Origin of the sequence: Streptomyces sp. NPDC006384 (assembly GCF_042870695.1) — a bacterium.
Lineage (GTDB): Bacteria > Actinomycetota > Actinomycetes > Streptomycetales > Streptomycetaceae > Streptomyces.
Map to the genome: position 1 here is coordinate 34,055 of NZ_JBIAHR010000030.1, position 13,671 is coordinate 47,725.

The window sequence follows — 13,671 nt, forward strand, 5'->3', positions numbered from 1 at the left end:
CGATCGCCTGCCGGAAGAGCCGCTGTCCCCGCAGGGACGGGCGCTGTGCCTGGCGGCCGAGTGGGCGGTGGCGGTACCCCGGCCGAACCGGGACAGTGGGGCGGCTGGTGCCGTGGGTGACGGTGCCAGCGCTCGGCCTGGTGAGTTCGACTGCGACGACGGCTCGTGGGACGAGTGACGAGCCGATGTGGGGATCCTCCAAGACGGCCGCGACCTCCGGGCGCTAGCGCTGGACGGTGGGATGGCGCTCTGCCGGTGGCGCGTTTCACCGCGATGCCGGAAGTACCGAGGCGAGTGAGGCTGCAGCACGATTCGGCGCGGAGCAGACCCTTGCCGCCTACGCCGCGCAGGCGTCGACGGTGCGCCAACGGCTGCGCCACCGCCTGCTGGTGCCGCGGCAGCCCGACACGCTGTCCCTGAGCGCCCCCGCCGTCCTGGTGCTGGGACTGCGGCCGCTGCTGGAGGCCGTCGGTGACGAGTACCGCACCGAGGCGAGCCCTCCGGAGGCCGCGACCGGGTGGCGGGTCATGCCGCACCAGGACGAGAACAAGGAATGCAGCCTCGTCACGATCCTCCTCGACGACTGCTCCCTTCCCCACCCCGAGCTCGGCGATCCGGCCAACACCGCCGACCCGGCCGACGTCGCGTTCGATGACTTCCTGCGCTCCCACGCCGTCGTCCTTACCCCGCCCGCCCGCGCCTACCTGGCCGGACTCTTCCAGGCCGGGCCCGGCGAACTCCCCCTGTCCCGACGCCACGAGGCGGCGATGCGTACGGTGCTCGCCGTCGGCGGGGAGGCGGCCGACCTACTGGCCGCCGACACCGGCCCCCTCCCCGACCACATGGCTTGGATCGACCTCCTGGACGTCGTAGCGCTGGAGGAGTTCCTCACCGCCACGGAGCCCGATCAATCCCGGTGACCACCCGAGTCGGACGCGACCGGCGCGGCCGCCATGACGATGACCGTGGCGTCGTCGCGGTAGCCCTTGGCATCGGCCTCAGCGGCAGCGGCCAGGGCGTCGGCCAGGGTCTGAGGATCCGCCGCGTGCGCGCGGCACAGGGCCTCCATCCGTTCATGGCCCATCTGGTCCGAGACGCCGTCGGTCACGAGCAGGACCAGGCGGACGGCCTCGGGGATCTGCGCCTCGCGGCACATGGCCGCTCCCGCCTGCGCGAGTCCAGTCCTGGACCAATTGTCGTGGGCAGCCGCGATTTCCACGGCCACCCCGTTGCGGCGCAGGTACTCGCCCATGGTCTGGTCGGTGCTCCACCGGGTGAGCGCGGTGCCGTCCCAGCCGTAGGCGCGGCAGTCCCCGATCCAGTGGATCGTGGTGGGCTGGCCCGGTTCCATGCGGGCGTAGACGGCCGAGGCGTGCGGGGGGACGTCGTAGGCGTGGGCCATCTGCCCAGCGGTGGTCAGCGCGGCCAGCCCGCCCATGGTCATGCCGATGTGGGTGATCACCGGCGGCGTGATGTGGGCGTAGCGGACGACGGCCGCGGCGTGGCCCGCGCCGTCGACGACGGCCGCGCACACGCGGTGTCCGCGCCGCTGGACGTCGTATCCATCCGCGCACGGGGACTCGGTACCCGGCCGCTGCGCCATCCCCACCGTGATCGCCGCCGCGTCCGTCGCGGAGTCGATGCTCGTCTCGGTCATCGCCTTCTCCTTCTTCGTGTCGACTGGGCCAGGTAAGCCCGCCCTGTATCCGGTCAGGAGAAGAACCGCGGTAACAACTCCGGAAAAGTGCAAATTTGAGGCTGCTGAGGCAGAAGTTACAACGAACGCGGCGAAGGCTCAGGAAGAAGGGTGTCGTTCGGGGTTCGGGCCATGGGGTCCTGCCTGACGGGTGGGCCAGCATGCCTGTCGCGAGCGATGGGCTCGACGCGCGTCGCCGGAACGACGGCCGAGCCGGGAGCGAGGTGATCGGGACACGGACCGGGCGGCGGGGCGGTCGCACTACCGAAGTCCAAGACCTGGCGGGGGCGACGGCGGCGCGGGCAGCGCCGTGCCGACCGCGTGACGGCGGACGGTAAACGTGGCACCCGGCTACATTTCAGATTCGAGGAATGGGCGAATGCGTTCAATCGTCTCGATCTGAGACGTGCTCAAGACGTCGTTGGCGTCACCGTAGTTGTCGTACAGCTCCACTGCGGTGTGCGCGACGCTGAGCAAGTCCCACTCGTCGAGCGACGCACGCCAGTCTGCAGAAGGTTCGCTCACAGTGCACTCTCCAAAGGTGTATTCGAGTCCCGCTCGCCAGCCGGGTCGCCATCGTGACCGGCCTCGCCGTAATCAGCTATGCCGCAACTGCACCCGCGTACAGACTCTTTATTTTCCTCGCGAATTGCGGAGGCAATTTCCGCAATCACACCAGGGGTCGAGCCTTCTGGAATCGCATCCCTGACGGCAGCAAACTCACGTTCCGACAGGTCGAAGCCAGCCCATCTCACGACGGAGACCCGGTCAATTTCGATTGCGCTATTACTCGATCCTTCAGCTCTCTCGATCCGAGATGCATTTCAGTGAAACACTCCACTTACCTTAACCTCTATTGTACTTCATTTGCCGCCTTGGGTCAATATTAATGGGTCAAAAGGTGTGGTGAACCCGGTTCCCGGGGAGACGGATCGAACCCGGCGTTACCGGGCTGCGAGCCCGACAGGACCGACATGGCGGCCAGGCCGCTACGATGTCGCGTGCTCCAAAGGCAACCGCGCCGCACCCGGTCCGCCACCTCGACGCCTACACCGCCGCAGGGGACCGCAGATGTTTGAGACTCGCGCGAGCAGTTCTGTCATGCCCTCCTCCTGGACGGCCGGCGCGTGTGGGGCAGCAGGCCGGAATGAGGACGTGAGACGTCATGACCCACCGCCGCAACCGGGAACACGACCGCGCCGTTCGGGCGCACAAGCGCGGACACCCGGCATCTCCCTGGACGAGGCCCGCGCCGCTGTCGCCGCCCGCGCCGGCCGCCAGCCCGGCCTCCCGGCCCGGATCCCCACCGCTCCCCTGCCCCGCCCCGCCGAGCGCCTGGAGGGCTACATCCAGCGGCATCGAGCCATTGAACTCCTTGGTCGCCAGCCCGGCGCCTCCGCCACCGAACGCCTCGACGAACTCGCCGCCGGCCCGCTTCCCGAGCACACCGCCCGGACCCTCACCGCGGCCACCGGCATGCCCCCCGACCAGACCCGCGCCCTGACCGCCTCACCCACCGCAGCCGACCGGATTCCAGACCTGCAGAACCTGACCCGGCAGCTCCTGGGCGAGAAGCACATCCGGCCCGGAGGCGAGGGCAAGCCCCGTGCGGACGCGGGCGATCTCGCTCGGCTTCTCTCCGCATCGAGCGGTCGGAGACCCCTCCTGTTCGACCTGCTCGTCAATAAACCGCACTCAGCCCCCTACCGCCCGGGCATCGTCGATCTGGACTGGCCGGCCAATGCCACTCGGCCATACATCGCCCCCGAGGTCTTCGGCGAGGTCTCCAAGGCTCTCGGGATCGGGCAGGGCACCAAGGCAGACGCCCCGCCACTCGAGTAGTCCACCAGCGGACGAGGGCTCGAAGCTGGTGCCCGGGAAGGTCAGACCATCTCGTCCCAAGGCTCGGGGTCGGAGATCAGCAGGGCCTCGGCCTGTTGGGAGTCGCCGACAGCAAGGTGCCGCGCGAATGCCACGAGATCGGCGCGATTCAGGATCAGCGGCCCTTCGTGCTGCCGGTGTTCGGTTGTCCCGACGCCGAGGGAGTCATCGTCCCAGCCGCCGAGGTGCGCGACGATGTCGGAGGTGCCGGTGCGGTCTGCACGGTCCAGGGCCTCCTGCCGATGACCCAATGCGAGGAACTCGGCGCGGGTGCCGACCCTGGTGCACGCGTCAACGACCGAGGACCATTCCAGGTAGAGGTCTTCATCCTGTGTCGCCTTGATGATGCAGCGCCCCACGTGGGTCCTCCTGCCGAGTAGTTGAGGCGGGAGCGGGCATCTGCTCGTTCCCGCTTCTGAAGCGGACGGGTGCCGGAGGCCATTGTCGCCCGCTCTGGACGGATGCGATGCCTTCGCCCGAACGCTGGCGGGCTCGGCAGCACCTAGATGAGACGAGGCCGAGGTGGCGGGCGTCCACATGCAGGCGCCATCACATCGGGATACGCCGACCTCAAGCTGCTCCGATTGACATCGTCGAAGGCGCTTCCCACTACACCACCAAGGACCCTTCTAGATTGACACACATTCCATTCTTGAGTAAAATTATAAGAGTCAAGAGGTGATCGGCCTTCTCGCCGCCGGTCAGCGAAGGGCGGCCGACCTGTCCGGCAGGCCCGCAGCTCAGTCAGTAGAGCGGCCCCCACGCCGGGGAACAGCCAGGGGTGCAATTCCCCTCGGGCCGCCAGGCATCTGTCGCAGATGCGGCGCCGGGCACCGCCTGGGCGCGCCGTGCCCGTCTACATGTGCCGAGCCCGCCCCCGCGGTCTGCGCTGGCGGCCACGCGACGTGTCCGCAGCAGGCACCCCGCGGCGCAATTCACCAAGTTCACAACGAGCCGATAGGACTTCACACCTTGCCCAACCTCTCGCTCGCCGACGCAGCCTACGCATGGATGAGCACCCAGGACACGCCTGTGACGCACTGGGATATCGCCGACGCCATCGCCGACGACACCAACGCCCAGGAGCGGAAGGCCGCCCATGAGGCGATCGTGCACCTGGAATTCGAGGGGCGCCTGGTCAATCTTTCCGCACGCGAGTGGCGCAAGGTCGGCGTCACGGCCCGCAGCACCCGCAAGGGCCGTCACCGCTACCTCGCCACCGACGCTCAGTACAAGGCGTGGAACCGCCCCAGGTACTCCGTGATGTGGGTGTCCTCCGACTTCATCGGCGAGACCGACGCCGACGCCTGGACGCGCGGCTACGCGCTCAAGGGCGTGAAGATCACCGGCGACGAGTACGACATCACGGGCATCCGCTCCGATGACTGGTCGCGCTACTTCTGGACCGGCCACGCCCGCAACGCTGCCGACGCGTACGCGCAGGGGTTCCTCGGGTGCGCCTACGACGTATGGGACCGGTCCGACTTCGAGGCGGACGTCGAGGAGATCGCCGAGATGGTTGCCCGCGTGCACGCCGAGTTCGTCGACGACGACACCAGCGACCCCGAATACATCGCCGCGATCGTGCGCGACCTCCAGGCCCGCCGCGCTGCCGAGGCAGCCTGATGCTGTACCGCGAAGGAGAAGTCAACTGCGGCCACTGCCGCGAACCGCAGGGCATCGCCCTCGACGACTACAACGGCGAGACGTATGAGGACGGCGAGGTCACCTTCACCCGCGAGCCCTGCATGCGCTGCCGGGTCCACACCTTCGATACCCAGGAGCGCTGCGCCGACGACTGCCCTGACTGTGAAGACGGCGGTGATGGGTGACGGCGCCGGAGCCGGGACTGACGAATCCGCCGGGGACATACAGCTCTTCGCCGTCTCCGATGACCGGGCCCCCTTCGGGCGGGGGTCGGGGTCGCCGTCGTGGACTTCGCACCCGGCGCCGGCAGGTCCGTGCGGGACGAAGCCGTGCGGCGGGCTGCCGTGCTCGCGGGGCATGTCGAGGCTGTCGAGCTCGATTGGTCGTTCGTGTACGACCCGAGCTAGCCGGGCTCGGTTCGGGGGTGCGGCTGACCTCGTTGCCAGGAGCCCCCACCTCTTGACCCTTTTGACTTGATACATGACGGCACATGGAGTAAACTAAAAGGGTCGGCGGGAGTGATCGGCCCGCCGGCGCCACACGGCACACGGAGGCGGCCGATCCACCCGTGCGGCAGGCTCGCAGCTACAGGAGCTGGCCCTGAAGGCATTCGGGGCGGGGATTCAACTCCCCACGGGCCGCGACATGTTGGCGTACTCTACCCACCGGCGCTCCGGCAGGGCACACGCCAGCACATCAAACGGACCCGACCGACTGATTCTCGGACGGGTTGAAGAGGTGAGGACGCTCGCCTTGGAGCGGTAACTCAGTAGCAGAGCCCCCGGTTGGGGTGGTCGCGGGTTCGAGTCCCGTCCGCTCACGACGTGTCAGCAGGGAGGTGAAGCCCCCCCCCCCCACGGATCCGGCCTAGCTGACACGCTCCGCCTGCGACTCCTGGGGAGGAGACGCAGGCGGACCGGCCGTCGGCCGGGGAAGGTGATGCTCGGGTCCTCGCGGGCCCAACCTGATCTTGTCCCCGGGCAACGCCGGACACGCCCTCGTGGAGGACTGGATATCTCGCCCGGCTTTCAACCGGGAGATCGCGGGTTCGAATCCCGCCGAGGGTACGCAGTTTGCGCGGAAAGGCGCGCCGCTCCTGTCGTTCAACGGAGAGGACACCGGACTACGGATCCGGAGATCGGGGTTCGAATCCCCGCAGGAGCACCTACTCACTGCTGTCGCGCCGTCCACCGGCGCCCAGAGGCGATGGTCCCGGCCCGCGGGGCGCGATCGCCAACCCCAGGGGGTGTAGCTCAGAGGCAGAGCGACAGTCTCCAAAACCGGCAGCGCAGGTTCGATCCCTGCCACCCCCGCCCTGCCCCGCGTCCCGACCCGGTGGCCCGCCGGCCGTTGTCCTCGGCCCGTCCAGCCGAAGGAGGTCGCCGGCCGTCTCACCGACGGACCGGCCCTGCTGCTCAGTGAGGGAGTTCACCCATCAGTACGTCGTACCCGCTCTCCGGAGTGAAGAGGGTCTTGCGCCCCGACGGCACCGTCGATCGCATCGAGTTCCACGACAGGCCGCAGACCCCGGACGAAACCCTCGCCTTCGTCAAGTACCGCGACCTGTCGCCGCTCGAACTGATGCGCCGCCTGCGCACCGCGGAATGGAACGCGGACGTCGCTCAGACCGAACGCGACCAGTGGAAGGCGATCGCGCGGCAGACACAGGCGGAGCTGACCCAGGCGAAGCGGCAGCTGGCCGCGATCACGCCGGACGGCTGGGAACTGCCCAGGGCCGTCCAGGAGCTGCTCGCGCACGCCGAAAGCCACGGATGGCGCTCTGTGCGGGCCTGGACGCCGCGCGGAACGGACGAGATGCTGCTGAAGATCGTCATCGGCCGGGACACGCTCCCGTCCGACCCTCCCGCACGTGGGACCCAGTGGCGATTCCAACTCACCTGGAGCTGTGTCCCCGGCTCGACCCGACGGGCCGGTGCCGGCCTCGCCCGCACGCCTGATCGCCCGCAGTGGCATGACGCTCCTTCACTGCGCAAGATCCGCGAACTGATCAGTGAGCACCCATACGCGGAGGGCGCAGCGTGATCGCCGTCTCCGTCATCGCCGCCCTCACCCTGCTCGCTCTCGGCTACGCCGCGGGGCGGCTCCGGCCGTGGGAGCGGTTCGGGATGTGGGTGGAGGACCTGCTCCTGCCGCACAACCACAAGCACTGGCTCGGCAACCGCATGCGCGAGTGGTCCCTCTTCGCAGCCCTGACAGTCACACAGCCCAGGGCCGCACTCGACGTCTGGCGGACGCGCAAGTCCCCGGAAGCGTCCTGAACATCCTCCCCCCGCACCTCGCGGTCCCCTGCCAGGGGCGCTGAGCCCTGCGACGAGGGCGGCCCCCGCAGTGACCTGGTGCACCCCGAACCGAAGCCGTCCGTACAACAGAGGAGTTCCTTGTCCGTCCGCCACCTCACCGAGCGCGTTGAGCTGCTGATGCCCGGCATCGGCTCCGCCGCTGCACGCGTGACCGTCATGGAGCGCGGCCGCGTCCGCTATGTCGTCCGTGCTCCGCACGTGCACGGGACCTTCGTGGTCGTTCCGGAACACGTCGCCAACGGTCCGGTTCTTCCGGCCACCGTCGCGGTGCAGTTCGGTGACGGCACGGAGCCGCTCGGCGAGTTCTACCGCGAGCACCGGCCCGACGAGCCGGTGGTGCACGGCGTTCGCGTCCATGGCTGGACCGGGCACCTGTACCCCGATGCCCTGCCGACCGGATGGTTCCTGGGCCGCTACGCCGTCGGATTGAGCAACGGCATTCACCGGGAGCTCACCCGCGGCACGCGGCGCCGCACCGAGGCCGTGATCCTGGCCATCGTCACGCACTGGCGCAGCCTGCCCTGCCGGCGCGACCTCATGGTGGCGGCGGCGCGCGAGAAGGCGGAGGAGTACGCCGAGCACGAGGGCAGCCTCGCCGCTGCGGCGGAGGCCCAGGCCGTCGAGCTCGAGCAGGAGCGCCGGGCCGTCCGGCGTCGGCTCTGCGCGCTGGCCGGCATCCTGCGGCGTCGGCCACGTCCTGTACAGGCTCCGGTCCCCGAGCCGGTGCAACTGCAGATCGAGGATCCCCGCCGGGGCCCGCTCGGGCAGATCATGGTCCGCGAAGTCGCGGTGAACGCCGAGGTCGCAGGCGGCGTCGTCTACGAGGTGACCGGAGCCCGGGTATCTGGTCGGTTCACCGTCGGACCGAACCGGTACCGGCCGGAGCCGATCCCGCAGGGTGTCTGGGTCGCCTACGGGCACGCGAGCGGCCGGTACTACGAGGACGAGCGGGCGCACGCGCCCGTGGTCAACGGGGTGCGTCTGTGCGGTCAGTGGGACCACGCCACGAGCGACGACATCACCCTCACCGCCCCGGACACGATCGGCGCGCGGGTTCCGTCCCGGGGCTCGACGCCGTACGCCACCGAGCGCCGCACCGCAGCTGTCGTCCGCGCTCTGGCGCTCCACTACCTGCGCCGGCCCGACCTGGCGGCGCTGCGTCTGGCGGCCGCGCAGGCCAATGTCCCGAGCTTGCGCGCAGACGCACGGCGTCAGCTGAGCGAGGTCAAGAAGCAGCTGGCCGTCGAGGAGCGTAACGCGCGCCGCCATCGGGCCCGCGAGCGCGAACTGCACTCCTTGGTCTCCCGCAGTCCGCGCGAGGACCTGCCTGCCGAGGCCGCCTGAGAATCACGTTCACCGCCCATACCCCGCCATGGACTGGGGATCATGCACAGCAACGTCATCGAGCAGCGGATGCAGGCGGCGCACGACGACTTCGCCGCCCGCGGCCAGGCCGTGGCCGACATCCTCAACATCTGTACGGGTCATTCACCCTGCACCATCCCGCCGGATTCTCCTTCCACGTCGCCCGCCTCACCCCGACCTCGCCGGAGCGGCCGGGCGGCGGCTCGCAGTCGACGGCCACTACCCGCGGGAGTTCCACGGCGACCGCGCTCCGACGATCGGCGTCGGCCTCGACCAGCCGGCTACCTGGCTCGCGCGCAGGATCGTCACCAGGTTCCTGCCCGCGTACCTGAACGTGTGGCCCACGGCGATGCTGCACAGGCGGCACACGCAGGTCCGGATCCGATTGAACGCATGCCTCGAGCGGGCACTTCCCACGCTGGGGCGGGTGCTGTTGGCGGCGGCCCGGACCGGCTCCAGTCGTACGCCTCGGTGGACCAGGTGGAGGGGGAGCAGACCATGTGCCGCGTGAAGAGCCGACTCAGCCGCACGGGGACCACAGTCGATCTTCAGCTGGACCGTGTTCCTGCAGACCTCGCCGTACGGATCCTCCAGCCCTCAACCCCGCTCCGCCCCTGGAAGGTCGGATCATGCCCGGCCTGCACGCGCGCGGATCCGTCACCGGGGTGGTCACCACGCCGCGGGTCCTCGTCGGGGAAGTCGTGCGCGGCTCCCGGACGCAGGATGTGCGACTGCAGTTGTCCCGCGGCCCCGTCTCAGGCGAACGGCCGCTCTACGATCCCTGGTTCGCCCCGAGCGGTAAGGGCCGTCGGCTGCGGACGCCGCGGGAAGAAGCCGTGCCCGTCGAGTGGTGACGGCTCCGGCCGGTGCTGCTGACGGCGGCCTTCCAGAAGGGAGCGGCACCGCGCAGGCGGTAACGGCTGTTGGGGTGGGCGGCGTGGGGCCGGTGTGCGTCCGACCGTCGGCGAGGGCTCCGCTTCGGCCTCGACGACCGTCCCCCGACATCGCCGCACGGCCGGGGCCCCGGCGGCCGCGCCTCCGTCGGCCGGCCATCGGGGGACCGCCGGCAATGGTGCTCTACCAGGCGGCGACGCGGGCGATGTGCGCGAGCAGCGCGGCCGTCTCCGATGAGGTCGAAACCTCGGCGTTGACGATCATGGTCGTGGCGCCGAAGGCACGGCTGGCCGAGTTCGTGATCGTGGTAGTGCCTCCGTCGCGGGACAGCGAGGAGGACGGTACGCCGGGCAGGCGCTCAGGCAGGTCCGGTGCTGCGGTGGGCCTGTCGGCGGGCGTTGCGCCGTCGAGGTCGGACAGGTCGGCGGCAAGGTGACGCAGGTGCCAGTCCTCATGCGCGCACGCCCGGTGGCACTTCACCCCGGCAAGGCGCCGGCCGTCGGGCGCGTACAGCACGTGCCGGGTGTGGTCCCGGTAGTTCTTCGTGTGGGCGGCCGTCTGCTCGGCGCGCGGGTTGAGCCGGACGATCCAGAAGGCGTCGCCGTCCTGGTCATGGAACTGCCAGGTCATACGGATTTCGGCGGCGATGGCGAGGTCCGGCCAGTCGACGGCGACGCCGGTGTCCTGCCCCTGCCAGGTGTGCAGGTGCACGCTGCTGCGGCCGGCGGCCGGGTCGGCGATCCACATTCCGGGGGTACGCGGCCAGTCCCGCACGCGGCCGAGCAGCAGCACAGCCTGGTCGGGCCAGTTCGGCAACGGCGGGTGCTCGCGGGCGTTCTGGTAGACCGGGCAGGTTCCGCACTGAACACGCGGCGTGTCCGGCGAGGCGTCCGGGGCGGGTCGTGAAGCGAGCTTCGCGCCCATGCACCGCTCGTAGCCGCCCCAGCGCTGACGGCCGGTGCGGGCCTCGAAGAGCGAGGCGAACCGGATCGGCCGGAGTCCGCAGTGGGCGGGGGTGTCGAAGTGGGCGTTGAGCGAGAGCCGGTTCCACCCCTGGCCGTCCGGCCCGCGCGGGCCGTACTCGTGGGGGTTGTCGAGGTAGGTGGGCACAAGGCCTCCGTTCAGGGTGCGCTTGGGCATGCCGGAGTCAGGCGGCAGAGCGAGGGATGTTTGATCAGATGCCCGCGCCGGAGGCCGCACGAGCAGGCCTCTCGATGGCAGGGGAACGGCCGGGCAGCGGCACGGGGTTGAGCATCGGGTCGTCGAGTTGGGCGTGCCAGTCCTCCTCGTCGGTGAAGACGGTGTCGCATCCGGCGGTGCAGATCAGTTGGCCGGGCTTGAGGCGCCTCTGCACCTCGTACACCGGCGGGTGGCCGTAGCCGATAGCGGATCCGTGGTTGCAGAACCCGCGGTCGCGTACCGCGTGCCACGCATCGGCGTCGGCGCTCATCTGCGCCATTTCCAGATCGACGTCCAGGCGCTGAGTGAGAACGGCCTCCAACTCGTCGGCGCTGCTCTCGTCGGCGTACAGCAGGTTGGCTCCTTCGTAGCGGTCGGACCCCGGTGCTATGAGCCCCAGAGGAAAACACAATGTACCCATAGAGGTGATCTAGGTCAACTTATAAGAGTCACCACCGTCGACAACCCACACGTTGACCCTTATACATTGACACTATCCCGCACTATAGGTACATTAGCGATCGAGGGATCAGGAGTGTTCCGCACCCGGAGGACGTGGAGAGCGACATGGAGCAGTTGCCGGTCGAAGTCACCGTCCACCGGGTCTACGAGGACGGACTCGTGGAGGACCTGACTTGCACGCCGGGTCACGACCTTTGGCGGGCCCTCGGCTTCGTCCAGCGGGTGATCACGAAGGGGCACTGGGTCCTCATCGTTCCGGACCAGGGATCCGGCTTCACCGCCGAGGTCTCCGCCCCATCACGCCGGGCCTGCTGACGGAGATCGTGTCCAAGACGATCAGCGCGGGCCAGAGCACGCTCGTCCTGCCCCATGGCATCGACCGGTCGAGCATCCTGCCGGTCCTGCGGAGCCTCTCCCCCGATCCGTCCTAACGAGGACGCGCCGCCTCGCAGTCGGACGACGGCACGGCCACAGTCCCTGATCAGCGCCCGGACATCGCCCTCGGAAGCCGGGCGCGCTCACCCCATCGTCACGCGCCCGCGCCCGCGAGTTGCGTGCCACCCACAGTCGAAAGGCCCCGCAAATGATCACGAACGTCGAGAGTCTCGCCCCCGCCGGCGTCGTCGGGGAGATCCTCGTTGCGGCGATCCACAACATCGCCGAGCAGAACATCGACGGCCACGACCTCGCCGCCGCCAGGAACCGGCTCGACGGCGACCCTTCCGCCATCGTCCGCTCGGCCAAGACGTACGCCGAGTCCATCGAGGGCGGCAAGACGGACGAGGAAGCCAAGCGGGACGCCGCCATCGCGGTCGTCAAGCACTACCGCCTGCAGCACAGCCTCTAACCCGCTCACGGGCCGTTCCGGCCCTGCCTGGCGAAGCGCATCCACCAGAAGGAGACTGCGTGACCGACCTGACCACTCTGCCGCTGACCGGCCTCGAAGTACCGCACACCCGCTACCGGATCACCAGCCTCCAGCAGGTGACCATGAGCTGCGGCGTCGCGTTCAGCGCGAACGTGCGCCAGAGCCGCGCTCTCGTGGGGGTTATCGAGAACGACGGCCGCGGCGGCGGCACGTGGTTCACCCCGGCAGACCGCACCGGCCGCCAGGGCATGGCCGAGTTCACGCGCGCCTGCCGCTGGAAGGGCGAACCGATCAGCGAGGAGGAGGTGTACGACCACCTCATCGACGAGTACGACCTGGCACGTACGGCCAAGCGGAACGCACGGAACCGGACGAGCCTGCTGCGCGGGCTCGACGCCGACGGGTACACCGAGCACATCATCGAGGCCAAGATCCCCGCCGTCTGGCTCGCCAGGGGCGACTACCCGTACATGGACCGGCTGGCCCGCGGACTCGCCAAGCACCGGCCCGCGCCCGAGATCTGGCAGGTGTGGGACGGCGAGCAGTGGCAGAAGCTCGTGCTTCCCGACATGGCCAGCAGCACCTCCGGGATCGGATGTGAGTCATGACGGCCGTCTGGTATCGGGCGAACGACGCCCATCGCATCATCGTCCACCTGGAAGATCCGTCGTACCGCATCGACAGCGCGCGCTTCGCCCGGTGCGGAACCCTGCTCGCCGAAAAGGCACCCCCACTCAGCGACGGCGACACCCGGCGCCTGTGCCGTACGTGCGGCCTGAGCGACGACGAGCTCGGCACGACTCGCTCCGACTTCCATCACATCCAGCCGATCGCGGTCGGGTAGCCCGCTGCCGCCGGTGCAGCACTCGAGTCCCGCCCGCCGACCAGCGGAACCTCCAGTCGGCAGGCGGGACCGGTACGGTGCCGGGCGCGCAATTCCCCCCGCCCCGGGAGCCGGCCATGTCCCACGAAGTGTCAGAGGCCGATCGGTCGGCGAGACCTGCTCGCCGACCACCCCACGGGCGCGGCCTTCAACGCCGCCCCGCTGAAGGGCGCCCGGGGTGCGGGGCCGCCGCGGGAATCTCGCGAAGCCCGGCGCGGCACAAAGTGAGTGCGGGAAGCGACCATGACACCCTTTCAGTCGTTCTGCCATGTTCGGGCCGTGATGTCACGGAAAATGGTCAAGAAGGGATTGCCATGGTGCGACGGAGTGAGTACGACGACGGCCAGGCGGCAAAGCGGCTGCGGATCCCAGTGGCCGCCTTCCGCTGGGCACGTCACTGCGGGCTCGTCCCGGAACCGGATCTACCTACACGCCGGTGGTCACCGGCCGCCGTGGCGGCGATGGACCCGGCCGC

The 13,671-nt window shown here is 69.5% G+C and carries 17 protein-coding genes and 4 tRNA genes; 15 read left to right on the plus strand and 6 right to left on the minus strand.

Translation table 11 applies throughout. The annotated features are described in order from the left end of the window. Window positions 1-359: 359 nt before the first annotated feature. The gene (locus tag ACFYOJ_RS31260; RefSeq protein ID WP_356559462.1) at window positions 360-920 is read left to right on the plus strand and encodes a hypothetical protein; all 561 of its coding nucleotides are present in this window, start codon (window positions 360-362) and stop codon (window positions 918-920) included. Here ACFYOJ_RS31260 and ACFYOJ_RS31265 read toward each other — a convergent pair. Both ACFYOJ_RS31265 and ACFYOJ_RS31270 read right to left on the minus strand, forming a co-directional pair. Beyond that, the gene (locus tag ACFYOJ_RS31265; RefSeq protein WP_388598332.1) at window positions 908-1,657 is read right to left on the minus strand and encodes a hypothetical protein; all 750 of its coding nucleotides are present in this window, start codon (window positions 1,655-1,657) and stop codon (window positions 908-910) included. The two genes, ACFYOJ_RS31260 and ACFYOJ_RS31265, sit on opposite strands and share 13 nt — an antisense overlap. Before the next feature lie 390 nt (window positions 1,658-2,047). Further along, window positions 2,048-2,221, minus strand: a complete 174-nt coding sequence (locus ACFYOJ_RS31270; protein ID WP_356559536.1) for a hypothetical protein — start codon at window positions 2,219-2,221, stop codon at window positions 2,048-2,050. A 630-nt stretch (window positions 2,222-2,851) separates the two neighbouring features. Between ACFYOJ_RS31270 and ACFYOJ_RS31275 the strand changes: the two genes are divergently transcribed. After that, window positions 2,852-3,538 carry a hypothetical protein gene (locus tag ACFYOJ_RS31275; RefSeq protein ID WP_388598334.1) on the plus strand — a complete coding sequence of 229 codons (687 nt, stop codon included), beginning with the start codon at window positions 2,852-2,854 and terminating at the stop codon, window positions 3,536-3,538. 41 nt (window positions 3,539-3,579) lie between these two features. Here ACFYOJ_RS31275 and ACFYOJ_RS31280 read toward each other — a convergent pair whose 3' ends face one another. Further along, window positions 3,580-3,936: a hypothetical protein gene (locus ACFYOJ_RS31280; RefSeq protein ID WP_356559480.1), complete on the minus strand. Its 357-nt coding sequence runs from the start codon at window positions 3,934-3,936 to the stop codon at window positions 3,580-3,582. 371 nt (window positions 3,937-4,307) lie between these two features. Here ACFYOJ_RS31280 and ACFYOJ_RS31285 point away from each other — a divergent pair. The 9 genes from ACFYOJ_RS31285 (at window position 4,308) to ACFYOJ_RS31325 (ending at window position 8,889) form a co-directional block, all read left to right on the plus strand. Beyond that, window positions 4,308-4,381 (plus strand) — tRNA-OTHER (locus tag ACFYOJ_RS31285). A gap of 228 nt (window positions 4,382-4,609) precedes the next feature. Continuing rightward, window positions 4,610-5,203, plus strand: a complete 594-nt coding sequence (locus ACFYOJ_RS31290; protein ID WP_356559478.1) for a hypothetical protein — start codon at window positions 4,610-4,612, stop codon at window positions 5,201-5,203. Continuing rightward, window positions 5,203-5,409, plus strand: a complete 207-nt coding sequence (locus ACFYOJ_RS31295) for a hypothetical protein (protein ID WP_356559476.1) — start codon at window positions 5,203-5,205, stop codon at window positions 5,407-5,409. Before ACFYOJ_RS31290 ends, ACFYOJ_RS31295 begins: the two co-directional genes overlap by 1 nt. Window positions 5,410-6,218: 809 nt before the next feature. After that, a tRNA-Glu gene (locus ACFYOJ_RS31300) sits at window positions 6,219-6,291 on the plus strand. A 25-nt stretch (window positions 6,292-6,316) separates the two neighbouring features. Beyond that, window positions 6,317-6,388 (plus strand) — tRNA-Arg (locus tag ACFYOJ_RS31305). Window positions 6,389-6,466: 78 nt separating this feature from the next. Continuing rightward, window positions 6,467-6,537 (plus strand) — tRNA-Trp (locus tag ACFYOJ_RS31310). Window positions 6,538-6,685: 148 nt separating this feature from the next. Then, window positions 6,686-7,267, plus strand: coding sequence for a hypothetical protein (locus tag ACFYOJ_RS31315; RefSeq protein WP_356559470.1), 582 nt, complete (start codon window positions 6,686-6,688; stop codon window positions 7,265-7,267). Next, the gene (locus tag ACFYOJ_RS31320; RefSeq protein WP_356559468.1) at window positions 7,264-7,503 is read left to right on the plus strand and encodes a hypothetical protein; all 240 of its coding nucleotides are present in this window, start codon (window positions 7,264-7,266) and stop codon (window positions 7,501-7,503) included. The genes ACFYOJ_RS31315 and ACFYOJ_RS31320 overlap by 4 nt, the downstream gene beginning before the upstream one ends. A gap of 120 nt (window positions 7,504-7,623) precedes the next feature. Further along, window positions 7,624-8,889, plus strand: coding sequence for a hypothetical protein (locus ACFYOJ_RS31325; protein ID WP_388598336.1), 1,266 nt, complete (start codon window positions 7,624-7,626; stop codon window positions 8,887-8,889). Window positions 8,890-8,898: 9 nt separating this feature from the next. On the opposite strand, the gene ACFYOJ_RS31330 is transcribed toward ACFYOJ_RS31325, so the two are convergent. The 3 genes from ACFYOJ_RS31330 to ACFYOJ_RS31340 form a co-directional block, all read right to left on the minus strand. Continuing rightward, window positions 8,899-9,033, minus strand: coding sequence for a hypothetical protein (locus tag ACFYOJ_RS31330; protein WP_356559349.1), 135 nt, complete (start codon window positions 9,031-9,033; stop codon window positions 8,899-8,901). 954 nt (window positions 9,034-9,987) lie between these two features. Next, window positions 9,988-10,914 carry a hypothetical protein gene (locus ACFYOJ_RS31335; protein WP_356559351.1) on the minus strand — a complete coding sequence of 309 codons (927 nt, stop codon included), beginning with the start codon at window positions 10,912-10,914 and terminating at the stop codon, window positions 9,988-9,990. Between the two features lie 64 nt (window positions 10,915-10,978). Beyond that, the gene (locus tag ACFYOJ_RS31340; protein WP_356559353.1) at window positions 10,979-11,404 is read right to left on the minus strand and encodes a hypothetical protein; all 426 of its coding nucleotides are present in this window, start codon (window positions 11,402-11,404) and stop codon (window positions 10,979-10,981) included. 146 nt (window positions 11,405-11,550) lie between these two features. Here ACFYOJ_RS31340 and ACFYOJ_RS31345 point away from each other — a divergent pair, with 146 nt between their 5' ends. The 4 genes from ACFYOJ_RS31345 to ACFYOJ_RS31360 all read left to right on the plus strand — a co-directional run bounded on the left by ACFYOJ_RS31345 (window position 11,551) and on the right by ACFYOJ_RS31360 (window position 13,157). Further along, window positions 11,551-11,760, plus strand: a complete 210-nt coding sequence (locus tag ACFYOJ_RS31345; protein WP_356559355.1) for a hypothetical protein — start codon at window positions 11,551-11,553, stop codon at window positions 11,758-11,760. Between the two features lie 268 nt (window positions 11,761-12,028). Then, window positions 12,029-12,292, plus strand: a complete 264-nt coding sequence (locus ACFYOJ_RS31350) for a hypothetical protein (RefSeq protein ID WP_356559357.1) — start codon at window positions 12,029-12,031, stop codon at window positions 12,290-12,292. A 59-nt stretch (window positions 12,293-12,351) separates the two neighbouring features. Then, window positions 12,352-12,921 carry a hypothetical protein gene (locus tag ACFYOJ_RS31355; RefSeq protein ID WP_356559359.1) on the plus strand — a complete coding sequence of 190 codons (570 nt, stop codon included), beginning with the start codon at window positions 12,352-12,354 and terminating at the stop codon, window positions 12,919-12,921. Continuing rightward, window positions 12,918-13,157 carry a hypothetical protein gene (locus ACFYOJ_RS31360; protein WP_356559361.1) on the plus strand — a complete coding sequence of 80 codons (240 nt, stop codon included), beginning with the start codon at window positions 12,918-12,920 and terminating at the stop codon, window positions 13,155-13,157. The genes ACFYOJ_RS31355 and ACFYOJ_RS31360 overlap by 4 nt, the downstream gene beginning before the upstream one ends. Window positions 13,158-13,671 lie beyond the last annotated feature (514 nt).